General features: G+C 47.8%; 14 protein-coding genes. 7 read left to right on the top strand and 7 right to left on the bottom strand.

Annotated features, from left to right (window positions below; all coding sequences use genetic code 11):
• Window positions 1-76: 76 nt before the first annotated feature.
• On the top strand, window positions 77-565 hold the full coding sequence (locus ACR32F_RS05870) for a hypothetical protein (protein WP_440117042.1): 489 nt from the start codon (window positions 77-79) through the stop codon (window positions 563-565).
• Window positions 566-609: 44 nt separating this feature from the next.
• Here the strand turns inward: ACR32F_RS05870 and ACR32F_RS05865 are convergent, their stop codons facing one another.
• Window positions 610-1041 carry an Lrp/AsnC family transcriptional regulator gene (locus ACR32F_RS05865; RefSeq protein WP_440117040.1) on the bottom strand — a complete coding sequence of 144 codons (432 nt, stop codon included), beginning with the start codon at window positions 1039-1041 and terminating at the stop codon, window positions 610-612.
• 131 nt (window positions 1042-1172) lie between these two features.
• Between ACR32F_RS05865 and ACR32F_RS05860 the strand changes: the two genes are divergently transcribed.
• Window positions 1173-1931, top strand: a complete 759-nt coding sequence (locus tag ACR32F_RS05860) for an MBL fold metallo-hydrolase (protein ID WP_440117038.1) — start codon at window positions 1173-1175, stop codon at window positions 1929-1931.
• Window positions 1932-2086: 155 nt separating this feature from the next.
• Here ACR32F_RS05860 and arfA read toward each other — a convergent pair whose 3' ends face one another.
• Complete coding sequence (gene arfA / locus ACR32F_RS05855) at window positions 2087-3592, bottom strand: arabinosylfuranosidase ArfA (protein WP_440117036.1); 1506 nt, start codon at window positions 3590-3592, stop codon at window positions 2087-2089.
• Between the two features lie 181 nt (window positions 3593-3773).
• On the opposite strand from arfA, the gene ACR32F_RS05850 reads away from it, so the two are divergent.
• On the top strand, window positions 3774-4679 hold the full coding sequence (locus tag ACR32F_RS05850; RefSeq protein ID WP_440119701.1) for an ArsR/SmtB family transcription factor: 906 nt from the start codon (window positions 3774-3776) through the stop codon (window positions 4677-4679).
• Between the two features lie 128 nt (window positions 4680-4807).
• On the opposite strand, the gene ACR32F_RS05845 is transcribed toward ACR32F_RS05850, so the two are convergent.
• The 4 genes from ACR32F_RS05845 to ACR32F_RS05830 all read right to left on the bottom strand — a co-directional run bounded on the left by ACR32F_RS05845 (window position 4808) and on the right by ACR32F_RS05830 (window position 14610).
• Window positions 4808-5620: a C40 family peptidase gene (locus ACR32F_RS05845; protein WP_440117034.1), complete on the bottom strand. Its 813-nt coding sequence runs from the start codon at window positions 5618-5620 to the stop codon at window positions 4808-4810.
• Window positions 5621-6194: 574 nt separating this feature from the next.
• Window positions 6195-9470, bottom strand: a complete 3276-nt coding sequence (locus ACR32F_RS05840; RefSeq protein WP_440117032.1) for a glycoside hydrolase family 48 protein — start codon at window positions 9468-9470, stop codon at window positions 6195-6197.
• A gap of 73 nt (window positions 9471-9543) precedes the next feature.
• Entirely contained in the window at window positions 9544-12537 is a 2994-nt protein-coding gene (locus tag ACR32F_RS05835) for a glycoside hydrolase family 9 protein (protein WP_440119700.1), read from the bottom strand.
• Window positions 12538-12870: 333 nt separating this feature from the next.
• Window positions 12871-14610 (bottom strand): methyl-accepting chemotaxis protein, encoded by a 1740-nt coding sequence (locus ACR32F_RS05830; protein ID WP_440117030.1) that lies wholly within the window; start codon window positions 14608-14610, stop codon window positions 12871-12873.
• Between the two features lie 479 nt (window positions 14611-15089).
• Between ACR32F_RS05830 and ACR32F_RS05825 the strand changes: the two genes are divergently transcribed.
• Together ACR32F_RS05825 and ACR32F_RS05820 are read left to right on the top strand one after the other, a co-directional pair.
• The gene (locus ACR32F_RS05825; protein ID WP_440117028.1) at window positions 15090-16085 is read left to right on the top strand and encodes an LCP family protein; all 996 of its coding nucleotides are present in this window, start codon (window positions 15090-15092) and stop codon (window positions 16083-16085) included.
• A gap of 153 nt (window positions 16086-16238) precedes the next feature.
• A complete protein-coding gene (locus tag ACR32F_RS05820; protein ID WP_440117026.1) occupies window positions 16239-17465 on the top strand; it encodes an acyltransferase in 1227 nt (408 codons plus the stop codon).
• A gap of 48 nt (window positions 17466-17513) precedes the next feature.
• Here the strand turns inward: ACR32F_RS05820 and ACR32F_RS05815 are convergent, their stop codons facing one another.
• On the bottom strand, window positions 17514-18254 hold the full coding sequence (locus ACR32F_RS05815; protein ID WP_440117024.1) for a hypothetical protein: 741 nt from the start codon (window positions 18252-18254) through the stop codon (window positions 17514-17516).
• 218 nt (window positions 18255-18472) lie between these two features.
• Here ACR32F_RS05815 and ACR32F_RS05810 point away from each other — a divergent pair, with 218 nt between their 5' ends.
• Window positions 18473-19420 carry a hypothetical protein gene (locus ACR32F_RS05810; protein ID WP_440117022.1) on the top strand — a complete coding sequence of 316 codons (948 nt, stop codon included), beginning with the start codon at window positions 18473-18475 and terminating at the stop codon, window positions 19418-19420.
• A gap of 54 nt (window positions 19421-19474) precedes the next feature.
• The gene (locus ACR32F_RS05805; RefSeq protein WP_440117020.1) at window positions 19475-19717 is read left to right on the top strand and encodes an NHLP leader peptide family RiPP precursor; all 243 of its coding nucleotides are present in this window, start codon (window positions 19475-19477) and stop codon (window positions 19715-19717) included.
• Window positions 19718-19772: the final 55 nt, after the last annotated feature.

Below are 19772 nucleotides of genomic sequence, written 5' to 3'. Positions count from 1 at the left end.
TTGAACATGCCGCTCTGCTCATGCAGGCGGCAAGTTTGGCATATCCATCAGGAAATCAAGATTAGGAGGAGTATGTATGCGACCTGAACCCCCCGAGCATGACGTTCAGCAAATTACCTACCGGCGCAGCACGGCTCTATGGAAAGGATGCCTCTGCTTCCTGTTCCTTCTGTTATGCGTGACCCTATTGTGGATTATCGTGGACGGACAATCGGAAAGACTGGAAACGATCTATTACTCTATTGCAGCCGTGCTCGGTATGTGGTTGATCGGCCCCCTGTTCTTCATGTTCCTATCGCGGTTAACAAGACGTCCGACCGTATTGTTGTCTTGGAATGACGAAATGATTCGCACTGGCAAGCGGAAGATTCCATGGAGCCAGATTCGCAAAGTGGAACTTGCCTCACCTGCCCGTAGCAAGTGGCTGTTATCGGCCTCTCCCATGTTCGTCCTGTACTTGAAAGACGGCACACGTTCTCATATTCAGACCGATCATCTGCTCAGCACAAAAGAACTTAACCAGGCGGTCGCTCTGCTTCAGGAGACTTTGCGTGAGAAGCAGTGAGTTCGTTAAAATAGCGGGGCGAATGAGGACAAGCTGTACACAAGTCACTGTGATTTCTCCACACTTATGGACAGGCTGACTTTGTAATTGCCGTAAGGCAGCAATGACTCCAGCAATTGGCCAAGCTGCTCTGTCGTTCCCGTCTGCACCCGCATCAGGTAGCAGCCTTCCCCGCTTACACGATGGACTTCAACGACGTCCTCACGTTCAGCAATAAATGCACGAAAGGCGGTATGCCTGTCGCCGGAGTTCAGGAAAACCGTAACAAAAGCCTGTAGGCCGAGGCCCAGGCGTTCCGGGTTCCATTTTACCGTATACCCTTCAATTACACCCAGATCTTGCAGCTTGCGCACTCTTGCACCGACTGCCTGTCCCGTGAGATGCACCTCTTCACCAATCTCTTTGTGAGAACGTTTGGCGTCCCGGATCAGGATCTGCAGAATGCGTATATCTGTGTTATCTATCGTTTCATTCATTTAGCTTCAGCAATCCTTTCACCGTGAAATTAGTGCAACCTGTTTCCATTCATCATGTTATGTACGATGTTAAGCGGGTTGTATACCATATAGGGTAATACTATTAAACAACCTGAAGGAGTGCAAATATAATGAAAATTCAATTGATTCGCCATGCTACACTCTGGCTGGAATTCGGAGGGCTGAACATCCTCGTTGATCCGATGTTGATGGACGCTGAAGTCATGCCTGCATTTCCAAACACACCAAATGAGTTGCGTAATCCGAGAGTCGGTCTGCCTGAAATCGAAACGGAATACCTGAATCCGGATCTGTTGATTGTCACACACACCCACCTGGACCACTGGGATGAAGCAGCAGCGAAGCAATTTCGCAAGGACATCCCTCTGATCTGCCAGCCTGGGGACGAGAACGTATTTCTGGAGGCTGGATTCACGGATGTAACAGCAGTAGATGAGAAGCATGAGCATCACTCTGTCCGATTCGCCCGTACTTCCGGGCATCATGGTACGGGTGAAATCGGCGAACGTATGGGCAAGGTGTCCGGCTTCGTACTCGAAGCAGATGGAGAACCTGTTACGTACATTGCCGGGGATACCATCTGGTGTGAAGAACCCGCCGAGGCTATTCGTCAATATAGCCCTGAAGTCATTGTCCTAAACGCCGGAGGAGCTCGCTTCGTAGAGGGTGATCCCATTACAATGGACGGGCCAGACGTTGTAGCCGTGAAGCACCATGCACCATCTGCTCATGTCATCGCTGTGCACATGGATGCCATTAACCATTGTGTGATGTCTCGTACGGATCTCGCCACTTATCTGGCATCCGAACAGTTGAATGGTCAGGTGCTCATTCCACGCGACGGCGAAAGTTTTGAGTTTAAAGCGTAAGCGAAACAGTAGCGCATGACGATAAAAAGCTGGATGCGATGATTAACTCGCACCCAGCTTTTTGCATTCAAGGAACACAGTGATCCGCTGGCATCCTGCTCTGCTCTGCCATCACTTCCCCCGCGTTCATTACTCTGCCAATCCATTACTGAACATTACTGAACTTTCAATCGGATTACGTTCCATGATGCTTTCGCCAAACTCGCCGTAATCAGGGTATCCGACACTACTGCACCCCCACGGTTATGCGGAGCAACGCGGTTCGGTTGTGCCGCCGTATTCGTTGCTTTAAGATCATCACTCTCCAGCACAATGTGCTCGATCACAGTACACTTCCCGAAGCTGCGCAGGTCTACTTCAAGCGGAAGGGATTCTTCCAGATGACGGTTGACTGCGAATACAGTCACTTCACCCTGCTCTTCGTTATGCACTGCAATAGCTTCCAGATAAGGTACATCTGTGATTTGTTTTGTATCGTATTTCGGAGACTGGATCAATGGTACCAATGCTGTTCCGCGTCCGAAGAGAGACGTATGCATGAATGGATAGAAGATCGTCTGTCTCCATGAACCACCGCCCGTATCTGTCATGATCGGTGCGATAACGTTAACAAGTTGTGCCAGACATGCCATTTTGACCCGATCCGCATGTTTGAGCATACTGATGAGCATACAACCCACAAGCAGTGCATCCTCATGATTGTAGATATCCTCAAGCTGTGGCGGAGCAATCTGCCATGGGTCCATCTTCGAATCATTTTCATTGGAGTGATACCATACATTCCACTCGTCAAAGGACAGATACATCGTCTTTTTGCTGCGCTTCTTCGCTTTGATATAATCACAGGTCGCCTTCACGGTATCGATAAAACGATCCATTTCAAGCGAGCGTGCCAGGAAGGTTGGCGTATCTTGCTCTTGATTGCCGTAGTATTGATGCAGGGACAGATACTCAACGTGATCATACGTATGATCCAGCACCGTTGCTTCCCATTCGGGGAACGACGGCATATTCAGGTTCGAACTTCCACAGGCTACCAGCTCAATCGTCGGGTCCGTCCACTTCATGACTTTTGCCGCTTCCACAGCTAACCGTCCATACTCTTCTGCCGTTTTGTGACCAATCTGCCAAGGGCCATCCATCTCGTTGCCCAGACACCATGTTTTGATGGCATGAGGCTCTTTATAACCATGCTTGATTCGAAGATCACTATAGTACGAACCTTCCGGATGGTTGCTGTATTCCACAATATTACGAGCTGCATCCGTACCCCGTGTTCCCAGATTGACAGCCATCATCACTTCGGAGTTCGCTTGTTTTGCCCAGTCCACAAATTCGTTGAAGCCAAATTCATTGGTCTCGATCGTTCTCCAGGCCAGTTCAAGTCTGCGTTTGCGTTCTGACACAGGTCCAACCGAGTCTTCCCAATTGTAACCGGATACAAAATTACCTCCTGGATAACGTACAATCGGTACGTGCAACTCCTTGACCATCTCAAGAACATCCGTGCGGAAACCCTGTTCGTTCGCTGATGGATGTCCCGGCTCGTAAATTCCGCCATATACGGCACGTCCCAGATGCTCAATAAATGATCCGTACAAGCGCTTATCGATTTCACCAATTGTGAAATCTTTGTCTACCGTCATTTTCGCTTTTTCCATAATGAATTCCAACCCCCTAAGATTAATATATAAATTAATTGATATTCTATGGATCAACGTTCATATTTATATTAAAATCGATTATAGCGATAATTTCAACATGAATTTTGCAAAACGTTATTCTTTTCACTGAATTTATGTTTAACTTAATTCTATAAATAAAAATGGAGGAACACTTGTGATCAGAGCAAATACCGACACCGAATGGCTGCCCCTGTATGAGGCACTCGCCAGTGAAGTCCGTCTACAGATCATCCGCCTTGTTGCAGAGACACCAATGAATGTGAAAGACCTTGCCGCCTCACTCGGTCTGAGTAGTGCCATCGTGACCATGCATGTCCGCAAACTTCAGGATGTTGGCATTATTCAATCCAAAATGATACGCAAAGACGGCGGAACACATAAGATGAACAGCCTCGCTGTAGACTGGATTGGCATCTCCATGCCGCAGGAAACAGGGGCCTCCCGCAAACTTCACGAAGTTTCTATACCTGTAGGACACTACACGCATTTTGACGTCTATCCCACATGCGGTCTGGCTACGTCCAGTCAGGTCATTGGACAATACGATGATCCTCGATATTTTCTCGACCCCGAGCGGATGCATGCCCATATTCTCTGGTTTGGTCGCGGATTCGTGGAGTACAAAATTCCAAACTATATCTTATCCGGGCAACAGATCAGTGCCATTGAACTGTCCCTGGAGATGGGTTCAGAAGCACCTTCGGTTAACCCAAACTGGCCTTCGGATATTACGTTTACGCTCAATGGTATCCGGCTCGGTGATTGGACAAGCCCTGGTGACTCGGGAAATGGACGCGGAATGTTCACCCCGGAATGGTGGAGCGACAGTGTCAATCAGTACGGCATGCTCAAAGTGTTGCGGGTTACTAACGAGGGTACGTTCATCGATGGACAGCATATGTCTAAAATTACCCTCGCGGATATCCCAGTTGAGCGCAACCAATGGACACTGCGCCTTTCAGTGGAGGAAGATGCCCAGCATGTCGGCGGACTTACGCTGTATGGCCAAGGATTTGGCAACTATGATCAGGATATATTGTTCCGTCTGTACTATCAGGACTGAGTATACAACAAAAAACCTTCCATCCTGCCCGTAGAGGCAGACATGGAAGGTTTGTTCCTCTGTATTCTGTAACAGAAAGTGATCACAGAAACAGATCGATGTTAAATGCAGAGAGTCTCAGCAAGCTTTTACAACGCACTGCCACCAAACAGGAAGCGGTACTCCCAGTGTTTGCCGGAGATATCGCTAATGGTTACACCACCGCCAGCATTGGAATACGTATGTAGTACTTTACCGTCACCCAGATAAATCCCTGTATGGGTGATTGTCGCACTTGATTTGTTAACGCTGGAATAGGATGATGCAGAGCTGCCTTTATAGGACATAAAGTACATCAGATCGCCGCGTTTCAGGTTTTTCCAGTTGGTCTGAACCGCACCCTTGGCTTTCACATAGGCTCCCTGTTTGCGGGAATCCGCCGGGAGCTTGATGCCAAGCGCATCAATGAAGGCCTGACGTACAAAGCTGGAACAGTCAAAGGTAGCTGTGCTGTTACGACTGGCTCCGAATTCATAAGGTGTACCCAGATATTTCATGCCCGCAGCAATCACTTTCTCCACAGAGGCACTGCCTGTAACCGATGTACTGCTATTCGAACCGCTTGTGCTGCCAGAGTTGCCTGTCGTCGTGCTGCCATTCACGGCTTGTGTATATTTGGAAGAAGCAGATATGTAGCCTGTCCGATTGCCGGAATCCTTAATTTTATACCAATCCGATCCGGATTGCTGAAGTACGGTTACAGTCTCCCCTTTAGCCACCATACGAACGATCTTCGCAGAAGCAGCAGGTGACGTACGCAGATTTACTCCCCAGATCACTTTTACTTTTGTATTGTCAACCGTGGCTGCCGATGCCGGTGTCGTTAATACTCCTGCTGTCAGACTTCCCATCAGCATCGTAGCTGTTACACTTGCAGTAATGATTGTATTTTTCCAGTTCATGATGTCGTGTTCCCCCTGATGTTACAGAATTTTAACCTGGCCTTCATCCTGCCGGGCTTGCCCTATTGTAAACGGGCTGTCCATAACGTTCATCGGTCCAAAGTCCTGTATTGACTCAGGCGCATTTGAGCACTAAGTATCAGGGGTATACCCGCAGTAGCTTACCAAAATCACGGTAAATCGCTACTTTCCCAAAGGTTAAATTATTGTAACTATTTGATACACTTCATTTCTTACGAAAAACATGCCTATGCCTTTCCAGGTTTAGGGTATGCGACATATGACCTACATTTTAATATTTTAAATGTAACAATTGGTAAACATTACTATGATTCATTTAGCGATTACGATTACCTTTGTTCACATTATCGCTTCCTAATCATTTTAGGAGTTGTTACGCAGTATTGGATTACCGAAGAATTCTTGGCCTGTAGAATCTGATTTTACGAAAATGGCATTGTTCATTCCATCACCAGACAGACCCCGGCGTATCAACGAAAACATGCAAAAGCCGAGGATTTCTCCCCGGCTTAGCTTAAGATACCACCTTCCAATCACTCCATGTACTTGTTGGTTAAGGTTCCATTCCCCATACCTTAACACCATCCTGATAAGCCGTTACATTGTTCCAGGAGGTAAGAGCCGTTTTGGTCGCATCGAAGGAATAATCATTCGTTTGATCAAAATTGGTCCAGTTATTCTTCGAGAAGCGTCCCTGAATGATCCCAGTCTCTGCTCCAGCAGCCAGGCTGCCTGCCCCAGACTTGAATCCAATCTCCAGATACGTATCCGCTGTGCCCTTAGCCGGATCTACCGTAACAAAGCGGGCATCAATGTTGCTGCTGCCAATCTGGGCGTAATCACACCAGAAGCTCAGATCTGCTGCGCTGTCCTTCGTAAAGTAATACCGCAGCTTCACCTTGCTGAGATCCACAGCCGTTGTCCCTGTATTCTTCACATTGAACTCCGGAGTCACCGCATTGCCCGAAGTACCGGAACTGCCCGTACGGTACTGCACTTCAAGTGTACCCGTCGTGGCTGGAGGTGCTGTTGGTGTAATCGTCACAACATTGGAGATGGTCTGTCCGGTCGCATTGATAGCCACCACACGGTAGCTGTATGCGGTACCGTTCACTGCCGTAGCATCAGTGTACGTCAGTGCTGTCAGACCTGTTGCCAGATCAGCATAAGTCCCACCACCGACTGAACGCTGCACCTTGTAACTGGCAGCTCCCGTCGATGCTGTCCATGTCAGCACAGCCTGGGCATTGCCTGCTGTTCCTGTAAGAGTTAACACACCCGGTACAGATGTACCTGCTTGCGGAGTAGCTGCGGCCTGAGCAGAAGGTGCAGATTCACCTGCCGTATTGACTGCCGTCACAACATAATAGTATGCCTTGCCGTTTGTCAGTCCCGTATCCGTGAAAGTCGCTCCGGTAACCCCTGTCGCTACAGATGTATAAGGACCACCGTTCACTTCTGCACGTTTCACCGTGTAAGAAGCGGCACCAGATGCTGCCGTCCAGTTCAGAACGACCTTTTCGCTGCCAGCCGCAGCTGTCAGACCAGCCGGAGCTGCTGGCACTTGAACTCCTGGACCTTCGGCATCACCAAGGAGACGATCATACTCTCCATAGGCAGTAGCCATATCCACCTGTGACCAGAAACGGTGATACGTAAAGGTCGGTGCACCATTTTCCCACGTCTTCGTTGTTGGGTTGTAGGACGTTTTGTACAGATTATCTAGATATGCCCATGCCGGATCTTGCTTGATAGCTGGACGCAGGTCAGCGTAACCAATGTATACGCCGTTACCCCCTTTGGCTGGATCAGAAGGTACGCCAGCGGTACCCGGAATCGTGTTGCCCTGACCGAAGGTTCCCGTCCAGTTTGCCGGGAGGTAGATCTCTTTGGCAAAGAAGCGGAAATAGTCTTTACGCTCTTCTTCCGTAACGATCCCCACACCATCATTGTAATCCCAAGCTGTATCCAACAGAGTCTCTGCCAAATCTTTGGCTTCTTGACCTTTCACGCTAAGTGTACCGTTCTCCGCCTGTGTTCCCGCCGCGAAGAAGGTCAGAGCTTTAACGTAACTTCCCAGAACTCCTGTGTCCTGCACTGGATCTTTGGTCGTTACACGGAAGTTCGGATTTTCCGTAAACGAACTGAATCCGTTCCATTTATCCGGTTGACCCTGCCATTCCTGACCACCCGGAATCCAGAACTCTCCCGGAGCCGGCGTTGTCGCTACCTGAACATTGGTTCCACCCAAAATGCGCTGTCCAGCCGCATTCAGATAGTAGCCTTGCGCATCCGTCACCGGACGCTCACCTACAAATACATAATCCTTAGTCCAGTCGATCCACTTCGTGATCACTTTCTTGGCCATCTGGAAGTTCTCAGAGGTCAAATCACCGCTCTCGGCAAGAATATAATACATCTCGGCTACGCGCTCCAGCGGCCATGCCTGGAATCCAAACCATGTGTTGGAATCCGGGTCACGATATACTGGTGCTTCTTGGTAGGCCATGTCATAGAATGTACTTGTTCCTGCCGGATAAGCCGCATAGGAACCGCCGATACTGTTGGTTGCTCCCCCGCCGATGGCTCCTTCATGGGATTGTAGCCAAGTGTAGAATTCCAGCTGACGTTTCAGCGTAGCGTTCCAGTCTGCCTTCGCTGTTGTCGATTTTGGAATCAAGCCGCCAGCCGGATCAGACAAGGCATACGCTGCAACCGGGTTTTGATAAGCCTGATGGGTATGGCTCGCTCCAATGCGCCAAGCCCAATCCCCACCTTGACCCAAGCCACCGCCCCATGACGTATACCAAGCCATGAGATACATGTTGGAATCCTTGCCTGTACCCGGAGTCGGTGTACCGCTCTTTGCACTTCCAATTTTCTGGAAGTATTTATCATACATGCCATAGCGCAGATAGTCCCCCATCTTCTTCGCTTTATCCAAATATTCCGTATTGTTGTATCCCATCTCCTTCGCCCAATACAGCACCTGTACAGCACGTGCATCGGCATCCGTTGCGTTTGTGTAACGCCATTGCGCTGACGGTGTCTGATTTTCCTTTGTGAACAAGCTCATGAAGCCTTCGTTTGCCTTACCAAAGGATTTATCATCCTGGGATGGATGCGGTATGGCTTCCCATACAGATTCCTGCTCCCCACGCTGGAACGTGTTCACATAGGTAGCCGTATGCGATGGATTCAACAGGTTTCCATATCCATACCAGTCATCCACATCGACCAGCCAGTGCATGAGATAGGTCTGATTGTCACCATAGGTCGCCTTGAGCTCGGCATCAATCGGGTCTTTACCCGCTGCATATTGACCATTAAGTGGCGATGGATATTGATCCGGGAAAGGTTTTTCCGCTGCATACGTAGCAGGGCTGTTCGGGTTGTATGAGCTCATCGTAGGCTGCTCTTCCTTGCCGTCACCTTCGTTGACCGGGATAATGTATTTTTCCATACTGTCCCAAGCTGCTTCCAGTTGGGACCAATCTCCCGTGTAGTGACCATACATTGTTTCCAACCACAGCCAGTAACTGTATGCCTCGGACGTCGTCATATGACCATAATCCGGGGCCTCACTCAGCAGGGTCTCAATGGAATGATAAGGTAGACCCTCTGGCGAAAAATAGCCATTAGCCGGGTCTTTTAGTTGACTATACAATTGCAAAAATCTCGCTTCATTTACTCCATCCGCCTGAGCCTCGATGGACTGATCAGCGGCATAAGCCGTTTGTGGCCCTTCCCACAATCCGGTGTATCCGGTCAACATTACGGTTCCTGCAAGCATGGCCGCCAAACTTTTCTTTGCAGCTGATTTCAACATGTACAATACCTCCCTGAAATGGTGAATTCAATTTGGATCGCTGTTATTGGCTTGCTCTTCGGGATTTAGGGATTTAGGGCTCCATGCCCCATGCTTTCGTGCTGCCTTGATACCCGGTCACCTGATTCCAGGCGGTAAACGCCGTCTTGGTTGCATCATAGGAATAATCATTGGTTTGATCCAAATTACTCCAGTCGGTCTTGGAAAAGCGCCCCTGGATCGCACCCGTCTCCGCTCCTGCAGCCAGACTGCCTGAGCCGGATTTGAAGCTGATCTCCAGATAGGTGTCCGCCGTGCCTTTGGCGGGGCTCACCGTAACGAATGCCCCCTCTACATTGGCTGTCCCGATCTCTGCATAATCACACCAGAAACTCAGATCAGACGTGCTATCCTTCGTAAAATAATATCGGATCTTCACAGTACTCAGGTCGATCACCTGGGTTCCAGTGTTCTTGATATTGAATTGTGGATTTATCGCATTCCCCGAACTGCCCGAACCTCCATTCCGATATTGCACTTCAAGCGTGCCGGTGGTTACCGGAGGGGCTGTCGGTGTCAATATCACGACATTGGATAACGTCTGTCCGCTCGCATTTACTGCTACAACCCGGTAACTGTACGTAGTCCCATTGGCAACTGCTGTATCGGTATATGTCACTCCGTTTAAACCTGTGGCGACATCAGCATATCCACCACCTGCTACCGAACGCTGCACCTTGTAACTTGTAGCTCCAGCTGCAGCCGTCCAGTTCAGTACGGTTTGTGCATTTCCTGCCGTCCCGCTTAATGTAGGTGTACCCGGCACAGATGTTCCAGCCTGCGGGGTTGCAGAGGCCTGTGCAGAATTCGGTGATTCCCCGGCTGAATTAACAGCCGTCACCACGTAATAATAGGTCTTCCCATTGGTCAGTCCCGTGTTCGTATACGTTAATCCATTGACGCTTGTCGCTACAGAAGTATATGGACCCCCGTTCACTTCAGCACGCTTCACCGTGTACGAATCAGCTCCCCGTGATGCTCCCCAGTTCAGGATGATCTGAGCACTTCCTGCCACAGCCTGCACACCCGAAGGTGCTCCAGGAACGACAACCGGAGTGACTCCAGGCTCATCCCCATAAATCCGTATTCCTGCATCGTATACCGGAAGATATACGCTTTTCGCCACATTGCCTGTGCTCAATCCTTGGAAAGAATGATCATTATTCGCATTCCAGGCGCCTTGCGGGCCGGTAATGCGGAACTGGACCTCTTTATGGTAATGACCCTCCCCACCCGGATAAATCTTGGTTCCCGTAAAATCGGCAGTAACTGCGTAGATTCGTTTGGTTGCATCCACCACAACCGGCTGGGATACAGTAGCTCCCTCGGTGAATGCCGTTGTAACATTCACATTCGAAACGGTATATCCTGCAGCGTAGACTTCACTCAGATCAAGGAAATAACGGAAAGACAACTTATCCCCCATCCGCGCAGGCCAGCCGGAACGATTGTTCAGTTGGGCCTTGATTTCCGTGTAATTGGAACCGGATGCCTTCACAGCAGCTTCGACGAAGAACTCATCCGCCTTTACTTCCGGAGCCGGAAAATTCGCGAGAGGCTGATGATTCTGGCCGTATAGCAGATTCATCTTGGCTAACGCACCCGTAAAGCCTGCGTTATAATCGGTTGCAACTTCATTGCTTACATAATCTGAAATGGAATCAGTATATGCATCGGATGCATCCGGTCCACCTACCATTGCGCCGTACAAGGTATGACGATGCTCTGCAGGTATTTTCTCATTGTTAGTCCACGAACCGTGGGAGGTCCGGTGATGTGGATGCTTCGGCGGATTCTGTCCGTAGCCGACCACATAACTGCTTTGGCGAGGATTATCGCCCAGAATATAATTCATTTGCGAGACGGCAAAGTCCTGATATCTTGCTTTTTTAACCGGATCACTGACCCAGTCGGAATACACAAAAGCAATAAACGATGCACTCGCTGCGTAACGTAGCGATCCCCATGTATCAAGCCAGGCAAGACCGCCCGGTGTATACTTGATCCTTGCTCCATTCGTGCCTACAGTCCAGTAGTCCAGATTGCGCTCTGTCGACTGAATGAACCTTGCCGCTTCCGGCATGTTCAGACTGGACGTAATGCGAGCCAGTAGAATCTGGGTACCGTAATGTTTGTCATCCCAACCTTGGGTCCATGTATGTGCCCAATTGCCGCTCTGTCCATCCGCCTGCCACAGATTAGCCGTGGCAATCGCCTTGGACAAGTAAGCGCTATCATTAGTGGCCATATACAACCATGTAGCAGCCCATGCAAGCTCATCATAGTAACCGGTCCATGAATTGTAGAACGATTGTGCATCCGTAATGCAATCCGTATACTTGCCTCGGTATGTATCCCCGAAGCTGTATAACTCCTTGGCATGTTTCACCAGTTTGTCAGCATAGGCCGGATCACTGTCCCGGAATACAATGGATGAAGCTGCAAGTGCCGCAGCAGTTTCTCCCGCGAGTTCACTTCCAGGACAGGAGGCATCAATTTTGAATGCAGGACGGTTCATCTGCATCACCTCTGCCGGACCCCACCAGGCATGATCTGTATTCCCCGCTCCGACTTGTCCCCATAGTTCATTCGGTTTCGTATGCGCTTTCACAAAATAGTCTGTGGCCCATTTCAAATTATCCTTAATCTCGTCCAGTTGCCCCGCCTGTTCGTAACCCTCGCGATATTCCACAACAGACCAGGCTAACATCGTAGCCGAATAGGCCATGGGCAGACCAAATTTCACATGGTCTCCGGCATCGTACCACCCACCGGATAGATCAACACCAACATCTGCTCCGTCATTCAATCCGGAATCACCGCGCCATTCCACCCGATTGTCTTCCGGCAATTTTCCTGAACGCTGTGTTTCGTAAAAATAAACCGCTTTCTGTAATGCTTCCGCATAGTTGTGGCTCCCGGCAGCCGCATCCGCCTTGCCATTCCATGCATGTATGGATGTACTGCCTGCCAGTAGCCCTACCGATAACGCAAGAATAGCGACTCGTCTCCACCAGCTTCGCTTCATTTTCAACCATTCATCTCCTTTGGCAATAGTCGTTCCAATCATTATTCCAATTACACTGATGTAGTGATCCGCTCCTTTCTCTGGTGTAACTCCATGTGATTTCCACCATTAATTACCATTATAGCCTTTTGCTCATTTTGCAATATCAGCGTTGGTGACTTCTGAAATAACATTGTTGTGACATGTTCAGCTTGTGATATGACAAAAAAACTGTTTCTCATATCGCAACATTGCGACATAAAAAACAGCCTATTATTGGACATTATTGGACAAGCTCTAAAGGGGGAAACCATAACTCATAACCCCTATTATGCATCGTCCCGTCCCGATCTTTTACAGTCTGAATTTGTTGATCTGCTCCTGTAATTCTTCTGCCATTTTGGATAAAGAGCCTGCGGACGATGCAATCTCTTCCATGGAAGCCAGTTGCTGCTGGGTTGCGGCAGATACATTGTGTACCCCACCTGCTGCTTCTCCGGCAATATTGGAGATCTGATCCACATATCCCACAACTTCATTCGTACTTGCTGACATTTCCTCCGAACCTGCAGATACTTCCTGAATTTCACCAGCTACTTTGTTTACCACATTCGAAATCTGCTCAAAAGCTTGTCCCGCCGCTGTTACAATCTCAATTCCGGCTTCGGTTTCACTGCTGTTCACTTTCACAGCCTGCACAGCATGCTCCGTATCCTTTTGAATCAACTGGACGAGATCCGTAATTTGTTGTGCAGATGTGGAGGATTCCTCCGCGAGCTTCCGCACTTCTCCCGCAACTACGGCAAAACCACGTCCATGCTCCCCTGCTCGTGCGGCTTCAATGGCTGCATTCAGTGCAAGTAGATTCGTTTGCCGGGCAATATTGTTGATGACCTCGGTAATGGTCCCAATCTCTGCTGAACGTTCCCCCAGTCCTGTAACCAATTCCGTCAGCGAGATAATGGAATTCCGGACAGCACCCATCTGTTCAACGGCTTGCTTAATAATCGTATTGCCTTCGGCAGACTCATTTGCTGCATCAACGGCAGATACGGATACACTTTGAGCAAGCTCAGCAATCTGTTCCGAACCGAGAGCCATCTCACTCATCGCCTGTGAAGATCGCTTCACCATATCGACTTGATCCGACGTACCTACGGCCAATTCTTCTATGGTTTCGGAGATCTGTTCCGATGCTTTTGTATTCTGTTCTGCACTGGCCAGCAATTCTTCAGAAGAAGCCGCTACCTGCTCAGATGTGAACGATACCGATTGAATCATTTCGCGCAGATTACCCGTCATTGTGTTGAAGGAAGCTGCCAGCGTGCCGAGCTCGTCCTTATTCTTGAGAACAATGGTTTCACCGGTCAGATCACCATTCGCAATCAACATGGCTGCCTTGTTCATTTTCATAATTGGCTTGGATATAATGCTTGCTATAAAGAAAGCGATAAACAATGCAATCAAAAATGCCACAATCGTTACAGCCAAGATAACAGTAAATGCTGTTTCAGCCGATTCAAGCGACTCACTCGTAGATGCTGCCGATCCTTTATTCCCCAAGTCGATCAGCTTGATAAGGGTGTTATTCGCCTTATCCCACAACGGGTAAGCTTCTGCATGAAGTCTGCTGGCTTCATCATAGTTATTTTGAATACCAGATTCTATGAATATAGGCATTTTCGCCAAATAGGCTTCATAGTTTGGGCTGAAATCTTCATTGTAGAGCTTCAGCGCTGCTTCATCATTTGCGATGTATTCTTTTAATTGAACTCGTTCATCCTCAATTTTTGCGAGGAGTTGATCCATCATTTCTTTCATCTTGATGTTTGTACTTTCATCCTGTTCAACAATTACCCCCAGAGCAAGTCGCTCTACGTCTGAAATATCACCATTCATCTGCCCTAGCAGGGACACACTTGGCATCCAAGTCTTATCAACACCCTCAGCTTTATTGGACATTCCATTGATCTGGATTAAAGCATAGACGCTGACTACAGCCAGTAACGCCACTACTAATAGAAATCCAGTCAGTAGTTTCATTCGAATCGTTAATCCCATTTTCTTTATCACATTTCCCCGCGAGTCTTCCATCTTCCCCACTCCTTAGCTGATACATATTTATAATATATCGACACTTATCGTCATGAATTGTAGATAACGGAATTTGATTTTCATAAATTTCAGTTAACTCTGTAAATAACGCAAAAAAAGTCTCGGATTTTGGAATAAATCCAAAAAATTAAGACTCTATTAGATGATATTCTCTTTAACGAAACACCATATTTCCTGGATAGTGCACACCTACATACACCCGTAATCATTAACCAGTCTAGAAGCGGGGATCGCTCTGCGAACTGGTCGATCCACTTAAATACAGATTGATTCATATTACCGTTTAATACCTCTATTACGATAAACAAGATTATTTCTCACATGATTAATAGCAACAAACTATTTGTCAATCATTATGCCAATTAACCTTACTTTCGAAATCAAATATGACATTCACCTTTCTTTTTGTTAAAATAGTTTGGGTTACATATCAGAGCAAATATAGAAAGGTGAAGATTATGCTTAAGAAATGGTTATGGGGGACAGCCCTGAGCCTGGCACTTGCCGTCACGGGTGTCATTGTGTATTACGGATATTCGATTGTTCATTTTGCCAATAGCATCTCAACCACGGGTACTCCCTCATCCACCTCCTCTGACACAAACGATAATTCAGACACCCCGACTACACCCATTCCCAAGTGGGAAGGTCAGGAACGAGTAAATATCCTGTTACTTGGTGGTGACTCCAGAGGGGATGATGCAGGACGTTCGGACTCTGTCATGGTCGCCTCCATTGATCCGGTCTCTAAGAAAGCACATCTATTTTCTGTTCTGCGAGACACCTATGTTGAGATTCCCGGACATGGCAAGAGCAGACTTAACGCAGCTTTTTCTTACGGTGGTGCGGATTTGACCAAACAAACGGTAGGCAATCTGATTGGTATTCCCATCCAGCATTACGTGTACACAGACTTTACGGGATTCATGGCACTTGTTGATGCTGTAGGCGGAATCGACATTGATGTGGAGAAAGACATGTACTACACCAGTAAAGCTGATAAACATATGTATGATATTGACCTAAAAAAAGGGCTACAGCATATGGACGGCAAGACCGCCCTCCAATATGTACGTTTCCGTCACGATGCAACCTCGGATTTCACCCGTACGGAGCGGCAGCGGATTTTCATGACTGAACTGGCCAAGAAGATGCAGAGTACCACGTCACTCTTCAAAATTCCCGATATTCTGGAAGCCATCGCTCCCTATATTGAGACAGACCTTAGTCCAACTCAGATGCTTAAGCTCGCTTCACTCGGATTCGATATCCATGTGAACGATATTGACCATCAGCAGATTCCACCGAACAAGTTACTCACCAATGAACTTGTCGGTCCAGCTCAGGTGCTCGGTGTAAATGAAACCAAACTCAAAGCATACATTCAGAATCTGTTTGAAGAAGATGCAAGGTCTTCAGAGAATGAATCAACAGAGGGACAGAATTTAAACTGATCGTAAGAAAGCGTACTTAAGTGAAGGGATATTTCGTAGAAAAGGCGGCCGAGGCCGCCTTTTTTGTGCCTATTTTCTCCATTTAATGCAGTCTTAATATTCAACAGGTACCCTTATATGATGAATTCCCGGTTACATGAAGGAGGAATACATGTGAAGAAACCGCGAATAGAAGAATGGACACAACTGCGAGGTATAGCGTTTCTCGCCATTGTGATGCAACATAACATCGCAGAATATATATATCGCGCCGGTATCGAACAACCTGACTCCATTATGCTAACCATGATTTATCATCTGACTCGATTTGGTACGCCTACATTTGTATTCCTGTCCGGTGTACTGCTATTTTATCATCACAGTGACGCCAAACCGGATTACCACCGATTCATCCGCAAGCGGTTTGGCGATATCTATATGCCCTTTGTCGTATGGACTCTCATCTATTGGCTTGCCGTTCGAATCTTCACTCCCGAGTTCTGGCTGTCGGGTATGCCGGATTTCCGCAGCCTGGTTCGTGAGCTGTTCCTGCCGCAGACGGGATATCATCTGTGGTTTGTCATTATGGTCTTTCAATTCTATATTCTGTTCCCCTTGTTACTGGCCGGAGCAAAATTCATTCAGAGACATATCGAAAAAGCTACCCGCTTCACTCCCATGCAATCGGTCATGACTCTAATTCTCATTGCAGCAGCAGTGTACACCTTGCTAATGAAGTGGTCTTACTATGATATGACCGGGTGGACAACGACTCTTCCACAACCGTGGTCAAGCTTGCTGCAGTATCGCTCATATTCATGGGTCATGTACTGGTTTTACTTTTTGCTAGGCGCCGTATGTGCCTGGTCAGTGGACAGCTGGAGGAGCTGGACCACACGTGCTCTGCCCTGGATGATCTTCCTGTTTATAGGGATGTACATCTGGCTTGGATACGATGTACTGCGGGGATCGGGGAATGTCGTTAACCTGAATATCTCAACCTATCTGAAACCAACGACATTCATCATCATCATGGCTCAGATGCTCATGCTCTATGGATTCCTTGTACTGCTGCGTGGCAAAGATACGCCCTTTCAGCGCCTTCTGACATGGATCGGCCGATATTCCTTCGGCGGGTACCTTGTTCATGCACTGGTCATCTATGGCATTGCTTATGTCACCCGACCGCTCCAGCTCAGTGGATGGCATCTGCCTGTAACTTTGCTCTCGTTTCTTATAACCGTAGCCATTGCTCTTGCGATTAGCCGTGGACTGTCACAACTTCCCGGGTCCCGCTTCATCACAGGGTTGCCAAGGAAAAAACACATACGTCCAAGTCAGCATGATCCTGTTGCAGCAGGCAGGCAGAGTTCACCCGACCGCAGTCTGGAGACAAATTAACCATCACTGGATAAAGAAGAGCGTCTCCCCTGTGGAAGACGCTCTTCTTTAGTTCACTTCTGTGGAGGCAGACCGTCCAGGTGAAGGTTCATGAGTACCAGGGGCTGGATGTGCATTTCCCTTCTGATTCACGAGCCTCTCCAGGTCACCCGTCAATTGTTCCTTCAGCTTGTTCACCAGTTGTGTCTCGCTGATCCCTTTTGTCTGAGCGATCTCTGCGAGTGATTTCCCACCCTGAAGTTGCTGATGAAGTTGCTCCGGTGTGATTCCGATAAAACGAGCGATGGCTTCCTTATCCAGCATCGGACGTCTGTTGCCATGATGAGCAAACTCGCGTCTTAATTCCCTCAGTGGTGTATTAACTACCTTCTTCAGCTTGGTATCCATTCCTGCTTTGGCCGCAGCAGCCTGCTCCTTCGTGAGACAGCCTTCTTCTGCCGCTTTGTCCAGTCGCTGGGAGAGCGACGGCTTCAGCTTCTCCAACAATTGTTCTTCACTGAGTCCCTTGCGTTCTTTGGCAATCTGAGTCAACGTTTTGCCAAACTCCATCTGTTCCTTTAAATCCCGGAGCCCCATTCCGAGCAAATCTGCGGTTTCTCCAATCATAAACAGACCATGGCCTGCCTGCATACATGGCTTGTTCTGGCTTGCGGACGAAGAAGAAGGCTTCGCCGCATGATCATCTTCAATACCTCCGGTCGAATCGGCGGACACCGTATGCCCCGTTGCTGCTGATATCAATACGGCTGCCAGGCCCGCTGCCATCCATGTTTTCCATCTGGTTTTCATTTCTCTGCCGCCTTTCATATGTCAAAATCCTGTACTCTACTAGTTTGAGCCTAAGTTCCGCTTTTTTATGCCATAAAATACAAAATGTCATCATATTTTTCACAATTCATCACAAAAACTCCTATTTTTTTCAATTCATTTCCGCTATACTTAAGGTACTTCATGATCTAGTCGAATAGTCCTTAATCAATTTATCACGGGAAGGGCGTAACCAAACGATGCGGAGAGAATGGTTTGATCCGTTTAGATCCGATGTGGAGGTGGTGTTCGCTGCGGCAGAGCAGCTGGTACAGAACTATCCTGAACCAATGTCAGAACATGCACTAGAACAAATTCATTTGGTCAATCCTTTGTTACGAGATTCGGGTAACAGCTACATTGGCTACATTATTCCATTGTGGATGCAACGTTCAGATGGACTCCCCCAAGAGAAAGCACACAAACTGAGTACTGCCTGTCTCATTCATATGTTATATTTTCTGAATTTGGACGAAGTTATGGATGAGCAACCTCAAGATGCCACACTGAAATTATCATTGGGTAATTTATACTACATGGATGCACTCCGTGCATATTCGGAATTATTCAGCCTTTCCTCTTCGTTCTGGACGTATTTCAGACAGTATATGGTGGATTGGGCCATGAGTGTTACCGGTGAGAATTCCATCGATTATTTCAAGAGCAACCCGTTGTTGATTGCACAAAAGGCTGCTCCACTTCAGCTTGGAACTGCAGGTGCACTGCTTCTACTGGAACAGAAGCACCGGATTGCTGAAGTAAGTTCTGCCGTCAACATCGCACTCATGACACTCCAGATGACAGATGACTTTACAGACACGAAACAAGACGCTGTGCATGGAAATTACAACAGCTTCCTCTCACACATATCCGCAGCACTGGAACACAACTACCCGGCTCACCCTGTAAGTGAACGTATACATGATAATGTATATAATACTCAATTCATGCATTCTTATATGGACATAGCGCAGCAATATAACATCATGTTGACATCTGCTAACTCGGGAATTACGCATCTTGAATCGTTTAATTCTTATTTATGCAGTACTTTGGGACAAGCTGTTCATGATATTGAACAACACAAAAAAATGCTTCTTCAAGGCGGGTTTCAATACTGGATCAGTGAAAAACATCTTGAGGCCTAATTTCAAGATATAAGCTGGCACAGTTCAATTTTAAATATGAGGGGAATGTTGACGATGATGGTAACAGAGAAAACATTGCATGAGGACATTATTGAAAAAGCATGGACAGATGAAAACTTTAGGCAACAACTGCACTCCAACCCGAAGCAAGCGCTTCGTGACGCATTTGGCATTGATATTCCTGACCATATTCGAGTCCGCACCGTTGAAGAGCAACAGAACGATTACGTGCTCGTGATTCCTCCCAATCCTTCAAAAGTGCAATATGATGTAAATTGTGGACCATGGAACAGCTAAACATTTAGAATGAATGATACTCAAATGCTCAAGGGGTAGAGAACAAAAAAAGCCA

Source organism: Paenibacillus hebaui (assembly GCF_051934385.1).
Lineage (GTDB): Bacteria > Bacillota > Bacilli > Paenibacillales > Paenibacillaceae > Paenibacillus.
This window is presented reverse-complemented; position numbering and strand designations above follow the sequence as displayed.